15 protein-coding genes and 1 tRNA gene are annotated in these 16,896 nt (G+C 56.1%); 6 read left to right on the top strand and 10 right to left on the bottom strand.

Features of this window, described 5'->3' with window-relative positions:
* Nucleotides 1-65: 65 nt before the first annotated feature.
* A tRNA-Met gene (locus ACP3PW_RS09055) sits at nucleotides 66-142 on the top strand.
* Nucleotides 143-714: 572 nt separating this feature from the next.
* Here the strand turns inward: ACP3PW_RS09055 and ACP3PW_RS09050 are convergent.
* The 7 genes from ACP3PW_RS09050 to ACP3PW_RS09020 all read right to left on the bottom strand — a co-directional run bounded on the left by ACP3PW_RS09050 (nucleotide 715) and on the right by ACP3PW_RS09020 (nucleotide 8,499).
* Nucleotides 715-1,821 carry a type II toxin-antitoxin system HipA family toxin gene (locus ACP3PW_RS09050; protein WP_426416374.1) on the bottom strand — a complete coding sequence of 369 codons (1,107 nt, stop codon included), beginning with the start codon at nucleotides 1,819-1,821 and terminating at the stop codon, nucleotides 715-717.
* The gene (locus ACP3PW_RS09045; protein WP_426416373.1) at nucleotides 1,818-2,153 is read right to left on the bottom strand and encodes a helix-turn-helix domain-containing protein; all 336 of its coding nucleotides are present in this window, start codon (nucleotides 2,151-2,153) and stop codon (nucleotides 1,818-1,820) included. Before ACP3PW_RS09045 ends, ACP3PW_RS09050 begins: the two co-directional genes overlap by 4 nt.
* Before the next feature lie 587 nt (nucleotides 2,154-2,740).
* On the bottom strand, nucleotides 2,741-3,100 hold the full coding sequence (locus ACP3PW_RS09040) for a hypothetical protein (RefSeq protein ID WP_426416372.1): 360 nt from the start codon (nucleotides 3,098-3,100) through the stop codon (nucleotides 2,741-2,743).
* Between the two features lie 344 nt (nucleotides 3,101-3,444).
* Nucleotides 3,445-4,695: a GGDEF domain-containing protein gene (locus ACP3PW_RS09035; protein WP_426416371.1), complete on the bottom strand. Its 1,251-nt coding sequence runs from the start codon at nucleotides 4,693-4,695 to the stop codon at nucleotides 3,445-3,447.
* Nucleotides 4,696-4,858: 163 nt separating this feature from the next.
* On the bottom strand, nucleotides 4,859-6,271 hold the full coding sequence (locus ACP3PW_RS09030; RefSeq protein WP_426416370.1) for a DEAD/DEAH box helicase: 1,413 nt from the start codon (nucleotides 6,269-6,271) through the stop codon (nucleotides 4,859-4,861).
* 127 nt (nucleotides 6,272-6,398) lie between these two features.
* Nucleotides 6,399-7,835 (bottom strand): sensor histidine kinase, encoded by a 1,437-nt coding sequence (locus ACP3PW_RS09025; protein WP_426416369.1) that lies wholly within the window; start codon nucleotides 7,833-7,835, stop codon nucleotides 6,399-6,401.
* The gene (locus ACP3PW_RS09020; protein WP_426416368.1) at nucleotides 7,816-8,499 is read right to left on the bottom strand and encodes a response regulator transcription factor; all 684 of its coding nucleotides are present in this window, start codon (nucleotides 8,497-8,499) and stop codon (nucleotides 7,816-7,818) included. Before ACP3PW_RS09020 ends, ACP3PW_RS09025 begins: the two co-directional genes overlap by 20 nt.
* A 162-nt stretch (nucleotides 8,500-8,661) precedes the next feature.
* Between ACP3PW_RS09020 and ACP3PW_RS09015 the strand changes: the two genes are divergently transcribed.
* Nucleotides 8,662-9,150 carry a GlcG/HbpS family heme-binding protein gene (locus ACP3PW_RS09015; protein WP_426416367.1) on the top strand — a complete coding sequence of 163 codons (489 nt, stop codon included), beginning with the start codon at nucleotides 8,662-8,664 and terminating at the stop codon, nucleotides 9,148-9,150.
* A 118-nt stretch (nucleotides 9,151-9,268) separates the two neighbouring features.
* Here ACP3PW_RS09015 and gltS read toward each other — a convergent pair whose 3' ends face one another.
* Nucleotides 9,269-10,501 (bottom strand): sodium/glutamate symporter, encoded by a 1,233-nt coding sequence (gltS, locus tag ACP3PW_RS09010; protein WP_426416366.1) that lies wholly within the window; start codon nucleotides 10,499-10,501, stop codon nucleotides 9,269-9,271.
* Between the two features lie 157 nt (nucleotides 10,502-10,658).
* On the opposite strand from gltS, the gene ACP3PW_RS09005 reads away from it, so the two are divergent.
* From ACP3PW_RS09005 to ACP3PW_RS08990, 4 genes are all read left to right on the top strand, one after another.
* Nucleotides 10,659-11,513, top strand: coding sequence for a substrate-binding periplasmic protein (locus ACP3PW_RS09005; RefSeq protein ID WP_426416365.1), 855 nt, complete (start codon nucleotides 10,659-10,661; stop codon nucleotides 11,511-11,513).
* A 35-nt stretch (nucleotides 11,514-11,548) separates the two neighbouring features.
* A complete protein-coding gene (locus ACP3PW_RS09000; RefSeq protein WP_426416364.1) occupies nucleotides 11,549-11,914 on the top strand; it encodes a hypothetical protein in 366 nt (121 codons plus the stop codon).
* 479 nt (nucleotides 11,915-12,393) lie between these two features.
* On the top strand, nucleotides 12,394-13,977 hold the full coding sequence (locus tag ACP3PW_RS08995; RefSeq protein ID WP_426416363.1) for a methyl-accepting chemotaxis protein: 1,584 nt from the start codon (nucleotides 12,394-12,396) through the stop codon (nucleotides 13,975-13,977).
* A gap of 127 nt (nucleotides 13,978-14,104) precedes the next feature.
* Nucleotides 14,105-14,344: a hypothetical protein gene (locus tag ACP3PW_RS08990; protein ID WP_426416362.1), complete on the top strand. Its 240-nt coding sequence runs from the start codon at nucleotides 14,105-14,107 to the stop codon at nucleotides 14,342-14,344.
* 14 nt (nucleotides 14,345-14,358) lie between these two features.
* Here the strand turns inward: ACP3PW_RS08990 and ACP3PW_RS08985 are convergent, their stop codons facing one another.
* Both ACP3PW_RS08985 and ACP3PW_RS08980 read right to left on the bottom strand, forming a co-directional pair.
* Entirely contained in the window at nucleotides 14,359-15,771 is a 1,413-nt protein-coding gene (locus ACP3PW_RS08985; protein WP_426416361.1) for a DASS family sodium-coupled anion symporter, read from the bottom strand.
* Between the two features lie 165 nt (nucleotides 15,772-15,936).
* The gene (locus ACP3PW_RS08980; protein ID WP_426416360.1) at nucleotides 15,937-16,593 is read right to left on the bottom strand and encodes a hypothetical protein; all 657 of its coding nucleotides are present in this window, start codon (nucleotides 16,591-16,593) and stop codon (nucleotides 15,937-15,939) included.
* Between the last annotated feature and the right edge of the window lie 303 nt (nucleotides 16,594-16,896).

The raw sequence follows: 16,896 nt of genomic DNA, 5'->3' as shown, positions 1-16,896 counted from the left end.
TCCTTTTAATTGAAACTGGCCGTTGACACCCCACCGACCTGTCCCTACAATGCGCAGCACGTTGATGCGGGGTGGAGCAGCCTGGTAGCTCGTCGGGCTCATAACCCGAAGGTCGTCAGTTCGAATCTGGCCCCCGCTACCAATTATCGTCAGAAAAGGCTTACCGAAAGGTAGGCCTTTTTTGTGTCTGCTGGATACACAAAAAAACCTCGGGCTCAGCTCTCTTATACACCCGGCGAAGGTCGACCATTAAAATATCCCCCGCTACCAATTATCGTCAGAAAAGGCTTACCGAAAGGTAGGCCTTTTTTGTGTCTGCTGGATACACAAAAAGACCTCGGGCTCAGCTCTCATATACACCCGGCGAAGGTCGTCAGTTTGAGCGATTGCGTAGCGATCACCAACGAGTCAGGTTCTGGCGAAGCCCGAAGGGTCACAATAGCCAGCAGCTATTGTTATTAATCTGGCCCCGCTACCAATTATCGTCAAAAAAGGCTTACCGAAAGGGGGCCCTTTTTGTGTCTGCTGGATACAAGATAGCCTTTATTTTGTAGCTTCGATTTTAAAATCTTCCTGGAGCTTAGCCCAATGCTTTCTAAGTCCATCTTTATGGGCATCCACCATCGGTAGCGCTTTGAGTGCTTCAGGCCATAGCTCCCTAGCCTTAGCCATGGTGTCGTCCATGTGGGGCTTGATCACTCGCCACGAAATACCTTATTTCTCTGCCCATGACTGAAAGTGTGCCATGGTGACGGTATACCACGCCTTTGTTTTACCGAGGTTAAGCGCGTAGTGGATTTCGTTGTCGATATAGACGTTGGTTGTGACTATATCGTAGGCGGGAGAGAGCTGAGGCGTAACCTTATCAAGATACAGGAAGCTCCAGTTTTTTAGATGTGCATCGCCATTCGCCAAGAGAATGTTCACCAGTAATCGCCGTGCGAACTGTTGGGCGTCGGCCAGCCCGTCGCCAGAAAAGTCATAAATGACTTTACCGATATTCTCGTAATTAGCGGATGTGTATTTTTCGTGAGGGTACTTCACCAGAATTTGCGCGAAGTCTTCCATGTGAATACGTTGGTCGCCTTCACGATCAAATCGCTTGATGGCAAAGGCTTGCTTTTCATCGGGTAAGTTGATTTGCGGTAGATTGTCGAGCTTATCCAGCTCGACAAGTTTGATCTCGGGAATATCCACACCAGCCATCCCCGCAAGCGACATGGCGGTGTATTCGTTCAGGGGTACGAACTTATGCTTGGTTGAGGGCGTTTTAATAATCCAGTCACCCAGCACATCACCCTTGGATAGGTTATAGCGCCCATCCTTTTCTTTCATGGAAAACTTCATTTGCACCCCAGCCAAGGAAAACTTGTTTTCTTGGGTGACTTTATCGAACTTAACCGCCTTAGCCTTTCCATGCGCATTCAGTACGTAATCGGGAACATCATCAGGCTCCATTGACGTGGCTTCGATTGCCCCCGGCAAATCTTCGCCAAGATACGAGAGAATGTGAAGTTCATTATCTACATGCACCTTCAGGCCTTGCGCGATCAGTTCACGTAATGATCCCTCTGGCAGCAAATTTGAAAGCACGGGATGTAGCCGTTGATTTCGTGCCCATGGCTCGGCCATGAGCTTGGCCGCACTCGGAAACTTCGGGTGGGTAATCAGGCTAAACGTTGGCCGATCAGGGTTGTTCCTGAACGAGTCTGCAATGGTCAATACATTGCGACCATTCTTAAAACCTGTTAGATATCCAATCAATACGCCGTGGATTGAGAGCTGTAATACATTCACCTCTTCATCGGTATCTGTGCTCATTCGTTTTCTCCCAGCAATCCTTGCCACGGGTCATCGGTTAATGACTTACTCTTTTCGTTGGTCGACTGGCTTGGCTTGGTTGGCGCCCCTGTTGATGACAAGTTGTCATCGGCAAGTACCGCCATCACGGCATTCAGCTTTTCTTGTGGTATCAGCAGCAATTCACTTTTTAGCCCCTTGGCGACAAGCTCAAGGGTATCAAGGCGCGGGTTGCCTTTGGATTCAAGCCGCTGATATTGCTGACGCGATATACCGACACGCAACATCATATCGTGCTGCTTGAGTTCCAGTGCTATGCGGCGTTTTTTGATCTGTTCGAGTAATGTATTCATGATGATACTTATATGTTGCTATTTTCCAATAAGAAATATATTAGCTTCTTACCTTAATAAAAGAAATGTATAAGTTTCTTTTTTCGGGGCATGGAGAGCAACACCCTCACAAAAAGAAGCATATATATTGCTTTTGTGAGCGTTTCTACGTGCTGTCATTCGCTTATTGCGTTGTGCCGAAATTCGCTCATTGTGCTATTGCTTGCAGTACAAACAGAAAGCTAAGGATTGAATCGATCATCCGACTGCCTAAAAGACGGTTCGGCATAGCGCTTGTAAGGGTTATTGGCAGCCGGTAAAAACTGGTGGGAGCCGAGCATCAAAGAGTAAACTTCTGCCCTTGGGCAGGTCTTAACAACTCCACCGTCCCCATGAGGATGAGGCAAGAGTGAATAGGAGTAAATTGCTACATAACTCCGCAATTGGCGCGGCTATAATAATGTGCCACCACGGCGTGGCCCGCCTCGTGATAAGCCCTCTCAAGAAACGTAAACTCCCTGGACCTTCCCATCGGCACTGCTCCTTGCCAGCCTTACTGGCCATTAACCATTCTGATCGATAGCACCGCCAAGGGCTCTCCTTGCGGCCTACCAGCGACCTTCGTTGACCCCCTCAGTGAATGGGTCATCCTGGCCTGAGCCGATGGCTCCTTCGTTAAGTTCCCGGGTAAAGGGATCGTCGCGTCCACTGCCGATCGCGCCTTCGTTGATCTCTTTCGTGAAGGGGTCATCCCGTCCCGTACCGATCGCCCCTTCGTTAATCTCCTCGGTAAAGGGGTCGTCCCGCCCATAGCCGATCGCACCCTCGTTGATCTCTTCTGTGAATGGATCATCCCGCCCCGAGCCAATAGCGCCCTCGTTAATCCTGGGCGTAAAGGGGTCGTCTTCACCCCCCGCCCAGAGCGCTGGTGAGATCAACAGCAGCAACCACACACCCTGAATTCCCATCTCTATCGTTCCCTGAAATCTTTAGATGCTATCAGCCTAGTCTCAGCAGGTAACAGGCTCAACACTGAGGTAACGTACAGTGTCGTAAAAAACGACATGTACAAATAAGCAGTAGTGACATCAAGAAGCGTTCAGCTTCGAGCGAAAGTCAGCGTCATCACATGGGGGCACTTCATGCTTGAATTGAACGATTTGTGTTTCAACCTCCCACCGACAGAGGCGGCTTGCGTGAGTACTACCCGGTCACCCGAACCCTCCCCCGCGAAGGGCGACAAAGGAGCGTGCGATCTTGAGCAGGTCCACCAGCAGCAGAACACCCCGATGGGAAACCACCGCCTGGGGCATCAATTCCCTGCGCTGCCCCTGGGGCCAGAGCCCGCAGGATTGACCGAGCCAGCACTGCGCTCATAACGCTGCGGATCGATATCTCGCCAGAACACCACCGGCATCCCCTCCCTTTTGCTGTGGTACATGGCCGCATCGCTGGCCTCATAAAGTGCATTGAGGGAGGTTGCATCGGCAGGATACAGGGCAACACCGATCGCTGCTCGTTGCATCAGCTCACCCTTGTCGGTGCTGATCGGCTGGTTTAATCCCGTCACCATTTTATCCAGGGCGATGTTGATACTGCCGCGCTCACTGACCCCTTCGAGTACAACTGCGAACTCATCGCCTCCTATCCGTGCCGGGGTATCGGTGCTGCGCAAGGTTTTGCGCAGCGCGCGCGCAAAACCTCTCAGCAGTTGATTACCGATAAGATGCCCCATCTCATCGTTAACCTGTTTGAACTCCGTCAGGTCAATAATAGCCAGAGCAAAACTGGAATCAGCATGGTGAGCACGCTCGATACTGGAGGCCAACACTTTCATAAAGGTGTCGTGATTAAGCAGATGGGTCAAGCCGTCGTGCCGCGCCTGCAAGCGATGCCGTTCGGCAATCGATTTAAGACGCTTCTGCATCGCACTATTCGTCGAGTAACTGATGCTGATCACCGCAAGTGCCATCACGGCGGTGGCAATCAGGAACAAACTGGCATTCACCGCCTTGATTGCCATATCCGGCACATGACTCGGCTCAAAGCCAAAATGGGAGGCCAGCCCCATCAGTAACCAGTTACAGCACACCAGTAGCAACCAGCCTATCGCCGCTCTGATACCATGGGCCGAGAGGGCAACCAGGGGCAATAGAAAGGCCAGCGGGGTCTCAACCGCCAGAATTCCGCTAGAGCTCCAGGCGGTTATAGCCAGAATCAGGAAACAGGAAGACAGCGATACGTTGACGGCCAGTGTGCGCTCCATTCCACGATGAAAACACCACAGAACCCCTCCCTGAAACAGAAACCACGCCAGACCTCCGAACAGGGTTTGTAACCCTATAAAACTGGTGGGACCCAGCAGTATCGCCGCACTAGGGACAACGATAGCAACACTAATCAGCGTGGTCAGCAAGAAGGAAACCAGAGAGCGGTCACGCAGGCTCTCGATATAGTTTTTGCGGCCGCGAGGCACCAGCCGCCGCACCCAGCGAGCCCACAGGTTGCTGACTCCCCCGCCGACCATGGCGGAGGTATCATTTTGTCGATCAAAAGAATCCATTCCTACCCACTCGCTGTGCGCAATTGATGGGAAGCGTAGCCTCTAGGGTACCGCTTTCCCTGCTTGCTCAACAAGCCCCGGGCAATGAGTCTGGCCCCCATAAAAAAAGCGAACCTGCGTTCAACAGATTCGCTTTTGGACCGCTCCCAGGGTCAGGAGGGCGTTACAGACTCCCCCCACCCGACTGGCGGCTGGAGCGGCGTCCTGAACGACCCAGGCCCAGGGAGATTTTGCTGCCGGCAGGCTTCGGGGCTGCCCCTTGTGGCGCTTTAGCCGGCTGCGATACGCGCTTGACCGGCTTAGAGCTACGATTGCCCGGCTTCGATGCCCGGTTTCCCTCACGGGGAGTCTCGCCTGCGCGAGGAGTACGCGAATCATGCCGGTGATTTTTCTTGGGCCTGCTGGGTTTGGCCGGGGCTTTGAGCGGCTTATCGGGAAGGGCCTGACTGGGCTCAAAAGTATCGACCAGTTGGCGCTCCAGTTTGCGCTGAATCAAACGCTCAACCGCGATCAACTCTTTCACCTCATCGGCGCAGACCAACGAGATCGCCTTGCCGGTGGCGCCGGCGCGGCCGGTACGGCCAATGCGGTGCACATAATCTTCGGCCACATTGGGCAGGTCGAAGTTAACCACATGGGGAAGTTGATCAATATCCAGTCCACGGGCGGCGATATCGGTCGCGACCAGGACCTGCACCTCACCTGCCTTAAAGCCTGCCAACGCGCGGGTTCGCGCCCCCTGACTCTTGTTGCCGTGGATGGCCATCGACAAAATGCCATCCTTGCCCAACTTTTCAGCAAGGCGGTTGGCTCCGTGTTTGGTGCGGGTAAACACCAACACCTGCCCCCACTGCTCCGAGCGAATCAAGTGGCTTAGCAGCGCCGGCTTGCGGGATTTGTCCACCGGATGCATCCACTGTTCAACCGTGGGTGCCGTGCTATTGGGCGGTGTGGCGGTTACGCTCTGGGGGTTTTGCAGGATGCCACCGGCGAGACGCCTGATCTCATCGGAAAAGGTGGCCGAAAACAGCAGATTCTGACGCTTGGCCGGCAATACCTTGAGGATACGGCGAATGTCATGGATAAAGCCCATATCGAGCATGCGGTCGGCTTCGTCGAGCACCAGGCATTCGAGATGATCAAATTTGATGGCGTTCTGACCGTAAAGGTCCAGCAACCGACCGGGGGTCGCTACCAGCACATCGACGCCTTTGCGCAAAGCCATCATCTGCGGATTAATTTTTACGCCGCCAAATACGACTGTCGAACGCAGATTAAGGTAACGCCCGTAGTCGCTCACACTCTCCCCCACCTGAGCGGCTAGCTCACGGGTCGGGGTCAAAATCAGGGTGCGCACATGGTTGGGCCGGGCAGGCTTGCCCTCTGCCAGGCGGTGCAGCAATGGCAACGTAAAACCAGCGGTCTTACCGGTACCGGTCTGGGCGGCAGCCATCAGGTCGTGTCCGCTGAGGACAACAGGAATCGCCTTCTCCTGAATCGGGGAAGGGACAGAATAGCCTTTATCGGCGACCGCACGCAGCAGCGGTTCGGCGAGGCCGAGGGAGGAAAACGTCATAGAGTGGTGGGTCCTGGCGGCAGAGGGCCGCGCTAACTGAGAAGAAATTCTGCGAGCTCGGGGCTCGTGTGGCGCGCATCATAGCCTAAACTGCCCCCCGATACGATCATTTTCTGCACGATGGCGTTTATGACTCAGTGCTTGGACGATAGGGCAACTCCACCAGAAAGCGGCTACCCTGCCCCATACTACTGCTCACCGAGACATTGCCGCCCAAAGCTTCAACCAACGCCTGCACGAGACTGAGACCAAGACCCATGCCAGGCTCATGCCGACTTTGATCGGCGCGGTAAAGACGCTCAAATATCTGCCCCTGATCGCTGGCGTCGATGCCAATACCACTGTCTGCCACCCACAACTCAACACCCTCCGCCTGCTGGCGGCAGCCAATCTCCACCCAGCCGCCGGCGGGGGTGTACTTGATTCCGTTGTCGACCAGGTTAGCGAGTACCTGCCGCAAGCGCACACTATCGCTCTTCAAGCTCAACCTATCGGGTGCCTCGACCCGCAGGCTAATCGTTTTATCCTGAGCCACGTCTTCATACAGGTCAGCGCATTCACGCAACAGTTCGGTCAATTCTACCGTTTCGGGCTGTAACCCGAGGGTCCCGCTTTGTGCCGCCGACAGATCGAGCAACAAACGCAGCATTCCCTCTATACGTTCACTCTCTTCGGCGCAATCAAGCAGGGCTTCACGCAAGGCTTCAGGCTTATCGCGTGCCTGGGACGCATCAGTGGTGAGCGCGTTTTCCAGACTCAAACGCATTCGAGCCAGCGGTGTACGCAGATCGTGGGCCACCGAATCGAGCGATTGCTGCATGGCGTTGATCAACTCCTCTATCCGGGTCAGCATCTCGTTAAACAACTGTGCCAGCTCACCCAATTCACTGCTGGGGTTTCGTATCAATACCCGTGCGCTCATCTCCCGCGCCCGCACCGTACGCACGATTTCGATCAGATCACGCACCGGACGCAACGCCCGCCAGTTGAAATAGGCCGTTAGCAGCAAGCCCAGCACAAAGAGCGGCACCATCACCAGCAGCATCAACTGCCGATTGGCAAGCGAACGCCTCTCCCTCGGCTCCGCCGAGAGGCTGATCCGCAAGAGCAGGCTTCCACCCAAGGTGCTTTCCCCGACAAGCACTTCAAACTCCCCAGCTCCGTCACGAGCGACTCGCTCACTGAACCAGCCCGACCCCAGTGAACGGAGCTCAGTCACCTGACCAGAAAGCCAATTGTCCGGCTGCAACAACAGCTTTTGCGCTCCATCGGCCGATATCAATTCAACACGCATTCCGCTGCGTTGAAAAAATGCCGCATCGCGCTCGATCACCAGTTCTAGTTTGTGCAGGCCAGCACCACTTTCCAGACGCTGGTAACTTTCAAGCCAGGAGGTCAGCAGACGCTTATCCTGCTCCAGCTGGGCGTTGGCGAACAGACGATCGACAATAACAAACAGGGCCAGCACGCACAGCAAAAATACCAGCGCAAAACGCAGCGTGAGGTCCAGCGCGGTATTGCGTCGTACTGAGTGTACGCGCCGACTAATCCAGTTTGAGGACATAGCCCACCCCCCGAAGCGTATGCAACAAGCGCAACTCGAAGCCCTTGTCGATCTTGCTGCGCAGCCGGCACACCAATACATCAACCACGTTGGTCTGGGGGTCGAAGCCGTAATCCCACACCTGCTCCAGTATCATGGTTTTGGTGATGACCCGCCCCGGATGGCGCAGCATATACTCCAGTAGCTGGAACTCCCGTGGCTGCAGGTGAATTTTTTCTCCGCCACGAGTGACCGTTTTACGCTGGAGATCGAGACTCAAGTCGGCCAGCGCGAGCGTCATGGGCGAGACCGCTTGCACCGTCACCTGAGCGCGGCGCAACAGAGCCTGAACCCGCGCCATCAATTCAGAGAAGGAGAAGGGTTTGGTCAGGTAATCATCGCCGCCGGTCTCCAGCCCCCGCACCCGGTCTTCCACCGAACGCTTGGCACTGAGTACCAGCACCGCCATGGCCGAACCGCGGGCGCGCAACTCGGCAATCACCGACAATCCATCGCGGCCGGGCAGCATAATATCCACGATCGCGAGGTCATACTCACCCTCAATCGCCAGTTGCAGGCCCTCATCGCCATCCGCCACGCGGTCGACTCCATAGCCCGATTGCTGCAACCCTTTGCAGACATAGCGAGCAATCGTGTCATCGTCTTCAATTAGCAGCAGTTTCATCGGCGATACCTGGAGGCTATAACAGCAAAATTACCACGCTAGGTTGTCGGGTACGAGCAACCTTACCGATCTGTAATGTTGCCGTAATACTGGGGCAAGGGTGGCCGGTTAACCTGAGGGGGAACATAAAGCCAACCCAAGACACACTTAAAGGACACCACCATGAAAATGATTCCCGCCCTCATCGGAACTGCTGCACTGTGCACCTCCCTTTCCAACGTTGCGGCTTCATTGCCAACCCAGCCCTACCTGCCGCTGGATACTGCGCTGGCACTGGCCACCGCCACCCTCAAGAGTTGCGCCGCCGACGGCTATAACGTCAGCGTCACCGTGGTGGATGCCGCGGGTCTGACTCGCGCCCAGCTTCGCGCCGATAAGGCCGGCCCGCACACCCTTGAGAGCAGTCGCAAGAAAGCATTCACCTCCGCCAGCATGGGTCGCCCGACAGCCGACCTGGCGGCGCTGATCAAGAAGATGCCGGAACTCGATGGCCTGCGCGATATGGACCCCAACCTGCTGATTCTCGGCGGTGGTTTACCGCTGAAGGTGAACGACGAAAAAGTCGGCGGGATCGGTGTCGGTGGCGCACCCGGTGGTCACCTCGACCAGGCCTGCGCACAAGCGGCTATTGATGGTGTCTTGAGCAAGTAAACCCAAACAGCCATCGCCGTATTGGCGGTGGCTGTTTACTATCTTACCCTTTCACTGATGCCGGTTTGCCGTTAACAAAACCGCAATAACAGGCGTTAGCCCTATTGGGTGCATCACCCTAAAAATTCGCCAGAAACCAGGGAATCATCAGCGCGTTGGCAAGGTCGATAAAGAACGCACACACCAGGGGAACAATAATAAACGCAAGATGGGAGTTACCATAGCGTGAGGCCACCGCCGACATATTCGCCATCGCGGTCGGCGTGGAGCCCAGCGAAATACCCCCAAAACCGGAACAGACCACCGCCGCATCGTAGTTTTTACCCATGGCTGGAAATACCACAAAGATATTGACCAAAATGGCGACCACAAACTGAGCCCCCAAAATGGTGAAGATCGGCCCAGCCAGGTCCACCAGCGTCCACAACTGCAAGCTCATCAGCGACATCGCCAGGAAGGTTCCCAATGACAGCTCGGCGATCAACGCCACCGCTGGTTGTCGCGAGGGCCATTTAGTACCACTGATACGCGGAAAGTTATCGGGAATCAGGTTGGTTATCAGGATGCCGGCAAACAGGCAGGTTACAAACAGGGGCAGCTGCAATCCCGCGCTCTCCACCACCTCATTGAGAATAAGGCCCAGGATCGCCGAGATATGGATCGCCAATACGGCATCAAGGAAACCGAAGGCGGTGATTTTGCCATCGGCCTCCTTCTCATCGGCAAACCCCACATCCATCGACTCTTGAGCCGCAGGTTTGAGGCTATGCCGAGTAATCAGGAATTTTGCAATTGGGCCGCCCATGAGACTGGCGAGGATCAGGCCGAAGGTGGCGCTGGCGATGCCGATCTCCATCGCGTTGACCACCCCATAACCCTCGGCGATGCGAGGGGACCAGGCGATCGCGGTGCCATGACCACCAATAAGGGAAACGCTGCCCCCCAGCAGACCAACGGCGGGTTCAAGGTCGAACAGTCCAGCCACGCTGATACCGGTCAGGTTTTGCACAAACATATAGCCGATGGTAATCCCCAACAGGATCAGCAGCGGGGTTCCACCTTTTAACAGATCCTTGAGACTGGCGTTGATGCCGATGGTGGTAAAAAAATAGACCAGCAAAAAGTCCCGTGCCGCCAGATCAAATTCGACCTCGATGGAGGTCGTCAGATAGACCAGCGTCAGCAACACCGAGAACAGAATGCCTCCACTAACCGGCTCCGGAATACTGTACTCTTTTAAAAAACCAATGGCTTGGTTCAAGCGGCGACCGACAAACAACACCACGATCCCGATCGTCACTGCAAAAAATGACTCCATACGTAAAACATTACTGGCTGCATCAAAATCCATTTAGCGCTCCCCCTATTTATATTCCCAACGTCCTCAATAGCTTAGCAAACCGGCATGCATCAGACATATCTTGTTTTACCTGCCGGGGTATTGTTGACGTTGTAAACCATCTTCTCTAGGCTCTATTGAATCTGACGCCACCGTCCCGCGACGCACCATGCTGAAATTGATCGCTCTATTGGCGCGAAAAAGGGTGATATCAACTCCGCGCCCTGCCGCCAAGTCCGTAACCGAATCGATGCGGCAGGCTGTACTGTGGCTGCTGATCGGCCTGGCGTTCGCCGGTACCGCCCAGGCCACCGAGGTCGTGCGGCTATCCAACAGTGAATGGCCCCCCTACTTCTCTGCGCACCAAAAGCACAATGGCATCGGCTCCCACATTGTCAGCGAAGCCTTTGCACTGGAAGGGATCACGGTGGAGTACCGATTCTTTCCTGCCCGCAGAGCGCTGGAGCTGGCTAAAAGTGGCGATTACGACGGCACCGTCGGTTGGCAGCTGAATGATGAGCGCAAGAAACACCTGATCGCCAGCGACATCGTGTGGGAGTCCTCCTGGGTGTTTTTCCATCTGGTCACCACACCCTTCGAGTGGGAAACATTCGAAGACCTGCGAGGTCGCAGTATCGGTGGCACCGAAGGTTATATGTACAGCCCTGAGTTTCAAAAGGCCGTGCAGGAAGGTCTGCTGCACCTCGACCGGGCTGCCTCCGACGACCAGGGGTTTCGCAAGCTGTTACTGGGACGCCTGGAGCTATTCCCACAACTGAAGGAGGTCGGCTACTACCAGATCAACCAACTGTTCACCCCTTCCGGGCAGCGGCAGTTTACCCACCACGCCAAACCCTTCGGTGACCACAAAGACCAATTGCTGCTTTCAAACAAGCACCCCAAAAGTCGGCAATTGATGGATCGATTTAATCGCGGACTGATAAAACTTCGTCAAAGCGGCAGGCTGCAGGAGCTCTTTGATGCTCTGGCGCGAGGCGAGTACAATCTACCCCCTGAAAACTAACCTATTCCAACTCCGATAATCCGGGAACCCGTCTAATGCAATTGAATGATCCCTTCGGTCGTATGGCGACCAAACGCCAGCGAGAGTACGAAGTCGTGCGCCAATCCCTGCAGGGGTCTGACGTCAACACCCTACAGGCCGGACAGGCGCTGCTGGCCAATATTCGCAACCGGGGTAAATGGATGGTGCTTTGTGCCCTGCCTGCCACCCTGATCCCGGCACTGATATTCCAGACCTTTGCCCTGGCGTTTATTGTTACCGGGGTACTGTTTATCGCCTGGACCTACTCCACCACCCGCAACGGGCTCACCTATGTGCAGCGCTATATCGACGAAGAGCTCGCCAACCAACCCGACGACCCAGCAGACACCTCCGTAACCTCCGACACTCCCACTCCCTGAGGCGCGGCTGACCGAGGGCGCCCAACAGCGCCCTGTTATCCGGCAGTCCGCTTGCGCCAACCCGTGAAGGGCAATCAGTTTGCCCGCAAAGGCTGCAGTCCGGGCCAGGTGATAAGCTAATCGGCTGCGCGTGTGACGGCTCACTCAACAGCGTACTTTTTATCTCGACCGCGCCAGGTTTACCAAACAATGGCCGGGGCACTGCTGGCACCACAAAAACCGTCCCGAGCGCCGAAAAGGTTAGAACTCAAGACGAGGCCATTCGTGCCAATAATCTATGCAATGGCTGCGGCCACAATTGGTATGACCTTGGCTATAACAGTTTTCTCAGTCGATCGGTTACCCTCTGTGCAGCCGATGAATAAGCGCCTGCAGTTGATATTAATCAAACAAGATGAGATTAAGAATACCCATTGGTCGCATGCCCGCTTATGCTGCCGCCCTATCATGACCTAGCCACGAATTCAGGTATGCAGTAGATGAAGAACAACCAGCCGGTGACCCAACGCGAGGTCACACTCAAGCCAAAACAACAGATCATCTCCATGACCGATCCCAAGGGGATCATCACCTACGTGAACCATGATTTTATCGAGATCAGCGGTTTCAGCGAGGAGGAGCTGGTCGGCCAGAACCACAATATTATCCGCCACCCGGATATGCCAGCGGCGGCTTTCAAGGACCTGTGGGCAACGGTCAAGGGCGGCGCGCCATGGCGTGGACTGGTCAAAAACCGCTGCAAAAATGGCGACCATTACTGGGTCGAAGCGTTTGTCTCCCCCATCGTAAAGCAGGATAAAATTCTGGGTTATCAGTCGGTCCGCTCCCTCCCCTCCCGCGAGCAGGTAGCACAAGCCGAGGCGCTGTATCAGGAAGTCCGTCAGCAGAAGCTGTCCGACCTGCCCCACAAACGCGATTGGCGCCTGCGCACCAGTACCGAGTTTAAATTGATTCAGGGTGGCTGGCTGGCACTGGTCGTCGCTATGGGTTGGGGCGGTCTGGAGGGCAGCGCCAAGCTCGCCCTCGGTGCAGCGGCGCTGGCTTTGATGGTGGGCTGTTACCTGTGGGTCGACCAGCGCCTGGTCAAAACCCTGCGCTCGCTGGCCGGCTCAACACGGGGTATCACCAATGGTGAGTTGCAGCAGCAGATTCCCATCGACAAGATCGGCGCGCTGGGTGATATCCAGACGGGACTGCGAATGATCCAGGCCCGCATGAAAACCGTTATCGGCCGTATCAAGGAGTCCGGCCAATCACTGGCGAGTGCCACCGGAACGCTCTCGCGCATGAGCGCCGAGAACGACCTCAGGATGCAGGAGCAGATGATGGAGATCGAACAGGTTGCCACCGCTATGCAGGAGATGACAGCCACCGTACAGGACGTTGCGCGCAATACCGGTGATGCCGCGAGCGCCGCCAACCAGGCCAGTGAAGATGTGAGCCAGGGTAATCAGGTGGTACGCCAGACCCGCCACAGCATTAGGGACCTGGCGACCGAGGTGGAGCAAGCGGAGGAGGTTATTAATGGCCTGCACGCCGACACCCATAACATTGGCTCCATACTCGATGTGATCCGCTCCATCTCCGAGCAAACCAACCTGCTGGCACTCAATGCGGCGATCGAGGCGGCGCGGGCAGGCGACAAGGGGCGCGGTTTTGCGGTGGTCGCCGACGAGGTACGCTCGCTGGCCCAGCGCACCCAGGAGTCTACCGAGGAGATACAGCAGATGATCGAGAAGCTGCAATCCCAGGCGCAGGAGGCGGTAGGCGTTATGCAGCGCGGAAAACAGAGCGCGGAACGTTCCGTGGAGGAGTCCCTTCAGGCGGAGCAGGCACTGGCGTCGATCCTGGAAAGAGTCACCCATATCAATGAGATGAACACCCAAATCGCCACGGCGGCGGAGCAGCAGTCGGCGGTATCCGAGGAGATGAGCCAGAAGATCGTCATTATTCGGGAGCTGTCGGTGGAAACCACCGAATCCAGTGCCGCCACCTCGGAGTCTACCCGCCAGCTCAAGCTGGGTATGGAACGGATGACCACCCTGGTGGAGGACTACGATTAATCGTCTCCAATCTCGATCGGGTGCCACCGGGTGTCGACCGGTCTACAATTACGGCACCGCCGCACCCGAAAGAGACCCCACCATTTCACACACCGGACCCAACACCCGCCCCCGCACTCCCGATGCGATGCGTGCGCTGATCGGCGATATTCGCCGCCAGATTCCCTTCGGGCTCAGCGAAGCGGAGATCTGCTCCGGGGGGTGTCGGGGCTGCTCAAAAAAGTTGCTGGAATACCTGGATCGGGAGCTGGAGGATTGGGAGATTCGGCTCAACAGGGGTGCAGTGCCGAATCTGGGAGACTTGCGCTCCCTCGCCAACCGCAGCCGCAAGATCCACGGGGCACTGGCGCGAAGCAATCTGGTTTAACGCCCTGTTGCCGCTCACAGCACCAACAGAATCCACCCCGTTCCCACGCTGAGAAAAACCAGAGTGTTGGCGAGGGTAACCAGCCCGCCGTAGCGGTACACCTCACCCGGTTCCAGGTAGCCGCTGGCCAGATAGATCACGTTGGCGCTGGAGCCCTGGGGCGCGATCACCGAGATAAAGTTAGTGGCAAACAGCAGCATTAGTGCCATCAGTTCCCCCGGTACACCGGCATTAAGGCCCACCCCGAGAAAGACGCTGAACAGGGCCAGCATCTGCGCCGTCTGGCTAACAAAGAAGTAGTGGATCACCACGTAGCCTGCGATCAGTGAGGAGTAAACCAACCACCAGCTGTAACCGGCCACCCATTCGGTCAGGTGACCACCGAGCCACCCCATGAAGCCGAAAGCATTAAGGTTTGAGCTCATGGCAAAGAGTATCGCAAACCAAATCAAGGTATCGAGCGCCCGTCCCTCCTCGTGCAGGTCTTTAATGGTGAACACACCCGTTAGCATCAATACCGACAGGCCAGCAAATGCGACCGCCGTGTTATTGATACCCAGACTGCTGGAAAATACCCAGAGCGTTACCATACCCACAAAGGTGGCGGCCATAATCCACTCGTGACGGCTCACGGCCCCCATGTCAGCCAGTGCCTGACGCGCCGCCGCCGGAGCTTCGGGGGTATGCTGCAGCTCTGGCGGGAAGAAACGATAGAGTAGCCAGGGCGCCAGCGCGTAGGCGACCAGACAAGGAAGCGATGCCGCCAACACCCAGCTACCGTAACTAATATTAACTCCCAGCTCGCGGGCCATCGCCACGCCTGCGGGGTTAGTCGCCATCGCCGTCAGCCACATTGCCGAGGAGATGGAGATACCGGCCATGGAGCAAAGCATCAGGTAGGCGCCGACGCGATGGCGCGTGCCGTCCTCCGGGCTGGAGCCACTGTCGCTGGCCAGCGCATTGACGATGGGAAACAGTACCCCGGAGCGGGCGGTGTTACTCGGAAAGGCCGGGGAGATAAACAGGTCTGCCGCGATGATCGAGTACGCCAGACCCAGGCTGGAGTGACCAAAGCGACTGATGATCAGGTAGGCGATGCGTTTTCCAAGCCCGCTACTGATGACCCCCCGCGCAATCAGGAAGGCCACGATGATCAGCAGAATAAAATCTTCACTGAAGCCGCTGAACGCCTGTTCGGCATCTAATGTGCCGCTGAGCATACTCGCCGAAAGTCCGATAATGGCGGCGGTAAAGATCGCCATGGTACTGGAGATCACCAGCGCGATGGTGGCGATGAAGATCACAAACAGTTGCCAGGCGGGTTGGCTGAGGCCAGCCGGAACCGGGCTCAGCCAGAGCACAATCGCCACCACTAGAATCACCAACTGTGTCGCCCCGGTCGAGCGCCATCCCTGAGTGCTTATCATCCCTGCTTTCCCTGCGTTGCGTTATACAAAACAGAGTATAGCCAGCAGTGGGGCAAACCGATAAGTGCGGGTTTTACAACGGTGATTAGAGGGCTTCTCCATGAGCCTGGCGTTTCACCTTGCCCCCGGCGGGTAGATGAGTTCTCTGTCCGGGTTCACCCGCTACTAGTCTACCGCGAAGCAGTACAGGAAGCCTGCGCCACCGGTTCCTTGCAGATTTTGCTGGCTACAACCACGGGAACCATGGGCCGAATTCCAGGAGGTGTTGCCACCACCGTGGCGATCATGATGGCCGACCTGTGCGCTACCCTCACCGTCTGCGGAGCTGGTCCAGTTGCTGCAAGTGTGATCCCCCTTTTCCCACGGAAAATAGGCGGTGCCATCGGCCTTTGAACCGGTCAGGATATCATGCTCATTCGGTTTATCGCCGCGCCCCTTGATGGGGTTGCCGTTCTCATCCAGCGCGGTTCGCTTGATGATATTTGGGCTGATGTGCAACTCATCCAGATCGCTGGCAATCAGCTCACCCCGGGCGTTGTACCAGGGTCCGGGGCCGATTCTGTCACGAGCAGATTCGCCACGGGTTTTACCATCCGTAGATTGCGTACTCAGGTAGGCTCGCCAGGTGCGTCCGGAGCCGGCGGCACTGGCCAGTTTTGCGCAGTGCGCGTCAGCACCTGCCATACCACCGAGGTCGGCACCGTTACCGATACCCTGACTAGTGACGAAGAACCCCATGGGATGACCACCCGCCGCCTGGGCGCCGGGTACGAATAGCAAGGTTGAAGCGGCGAGAACTGCGCTTGATAGAATTAGTTTCACATTGATTCTCCGATTCCATGGTTAGTGTCATGATCCGGCTTGGATCCTGGTTGCCAGAGCCACTGCGAGTCGGTGGTTTATTCACATCGACTGCAAGATCGATAGGTACGGTTTTCAGATCGAGAATTCATTCTGGTCGAAAGTCCAGTATAGGCCATATTTTGAGGGCCCGCACAACGACGCCTCAGCCGTTGCCAGGCGGATAGAGGGTCTATCAATCTCTTGCGCTCACCCCGCCAGCGGGGCGGACTGAGGCCCCAATGCCTGGCATCAGTAGAAAAGTTTGCACTCTGCACATGTCAC

The sequence above is a fragment of the Aestuariirhabdus sp. LZHN29 genome, assembly GCF_049985285.1.
GTDB lineage: Bacteria > Pseudomonadota > Gammaproteobacteria > Pseudomonadales > Aestuariirhabdaceae > Aestuariirhabdus.
The sequence above is the reverse complement of the archived record's forward strand: the minus strand, read 5'-3'. Positions and strand labels throughout refer to the sequence as shown.

What these genes read in the sequence shown, in the direction of transcription:
- ACP3PW_RS09050 (WP_426416374.1), bottom strand. Translation starts at nt 1,821, where the DNA reads ATGAGCACAGATACCGATGAAGAGGTGAATGTATTACAGCTCTCAATC.
- ACP3PW_RS09045 (WP_426416373.1), bottom strand. Translation starts at nt 2,153, where the DNA reads ATGAATACATTACTCGAACAGATCAAAAAACGCCGCATAGCACTGGAA.
- ACP3PW_RS09040 (WP_426416372.1), bottom strand. Translation starts at nt 3,100, where the DNA reads ATGGGAATTCAGGGTGTGTGGTTGCTGCTGTTGATCTCACCAGCGCTC.
- ACP3PW_RS09035 (WP_426416371.1), bottom strand. Translation starts at nt 4,695, where the DNA reads ATGGATTCTTTTGATCGACAAAATGATACCTCCGCCATGGTCGGCGGG.
- ACP3PW_RS09030 (WP_426416370.1), bottom strand. Translation starts at nt 6,271, where the DNA reads ATGACGTTTTCCTCCCTCGGCCTCGCCGAACCGCTGCTGCGTGCGGTC.
- ACP3PW_RS09025 (WP_426416369.1), bottom strand. Translation starts at nt 7,835, where the DNA reads ATGTCCTCAAACTGGATTAGTCGGCGCGTACACTCAGTACGACGCAAT.
- ACP3PW_RS09020 (WP_426416368.1), bottom strand. Translation starts at nt 8,499, where the DNA reads ATGAAACTGCTGCTAATTGAAGACGATGACACGATTGCTCGCTATGTC.
- ACP3PW_RS09015 (WP_426416367.1), top strand. Translation starts at nt 8,662, where the DNA reads ATGAAAATGATTCCCGCCCTCATCGGAACTGCTGCACTGTGCACCTCC.
- gltS (WP_426416366.1), bottom strand. Translation starts at nt 10,501, where the DNA reads ATGGATTTTGATGCAGCCAGTAATGTTTTACGTATGGAGTCATTTTTT.
- ACP3PW_RS09005 (WP_426416365.1), top strand. Translation starts at nt 10,659, where the DNA reads ATGCTGAAATTGATCGCTCTATTGGCGCGAAAAAGGGTGATATCAACT.
- ACP3PW_RS09000 (WP_426416364.1), top strand. Translation starts at nt 11,549, where the DNA reads ATGCAATTGAATGATCCCTTCGGTCGTATGGCGACCAAACGCCAGCGA.
- ACP3PW_RS08995 (WP_426416363.1), top strand. Translation starts at nt 12,394, where the DNA reads ATGAAGAACAACCAGCCGGTGACCCAACGCGAGGTCACACTCAAGCCA.
- ACP3PW_RS08990 (WP_426416362.1), top strand. Translation starts at nt 14,105, where the DNA reads ATGCGTGCGCTGATCGGCGATATTCGCCGCCAGATTCCCTTCGGGCTC.
- ACP3PW_RS08985 (WP_426416361.1), bottom strand. Translation starts at nt 15,771, where the DNA reads ATGATAAGCACTCAGGGATGGCGCTCGACCGGGGCGACACAGTTGGTG.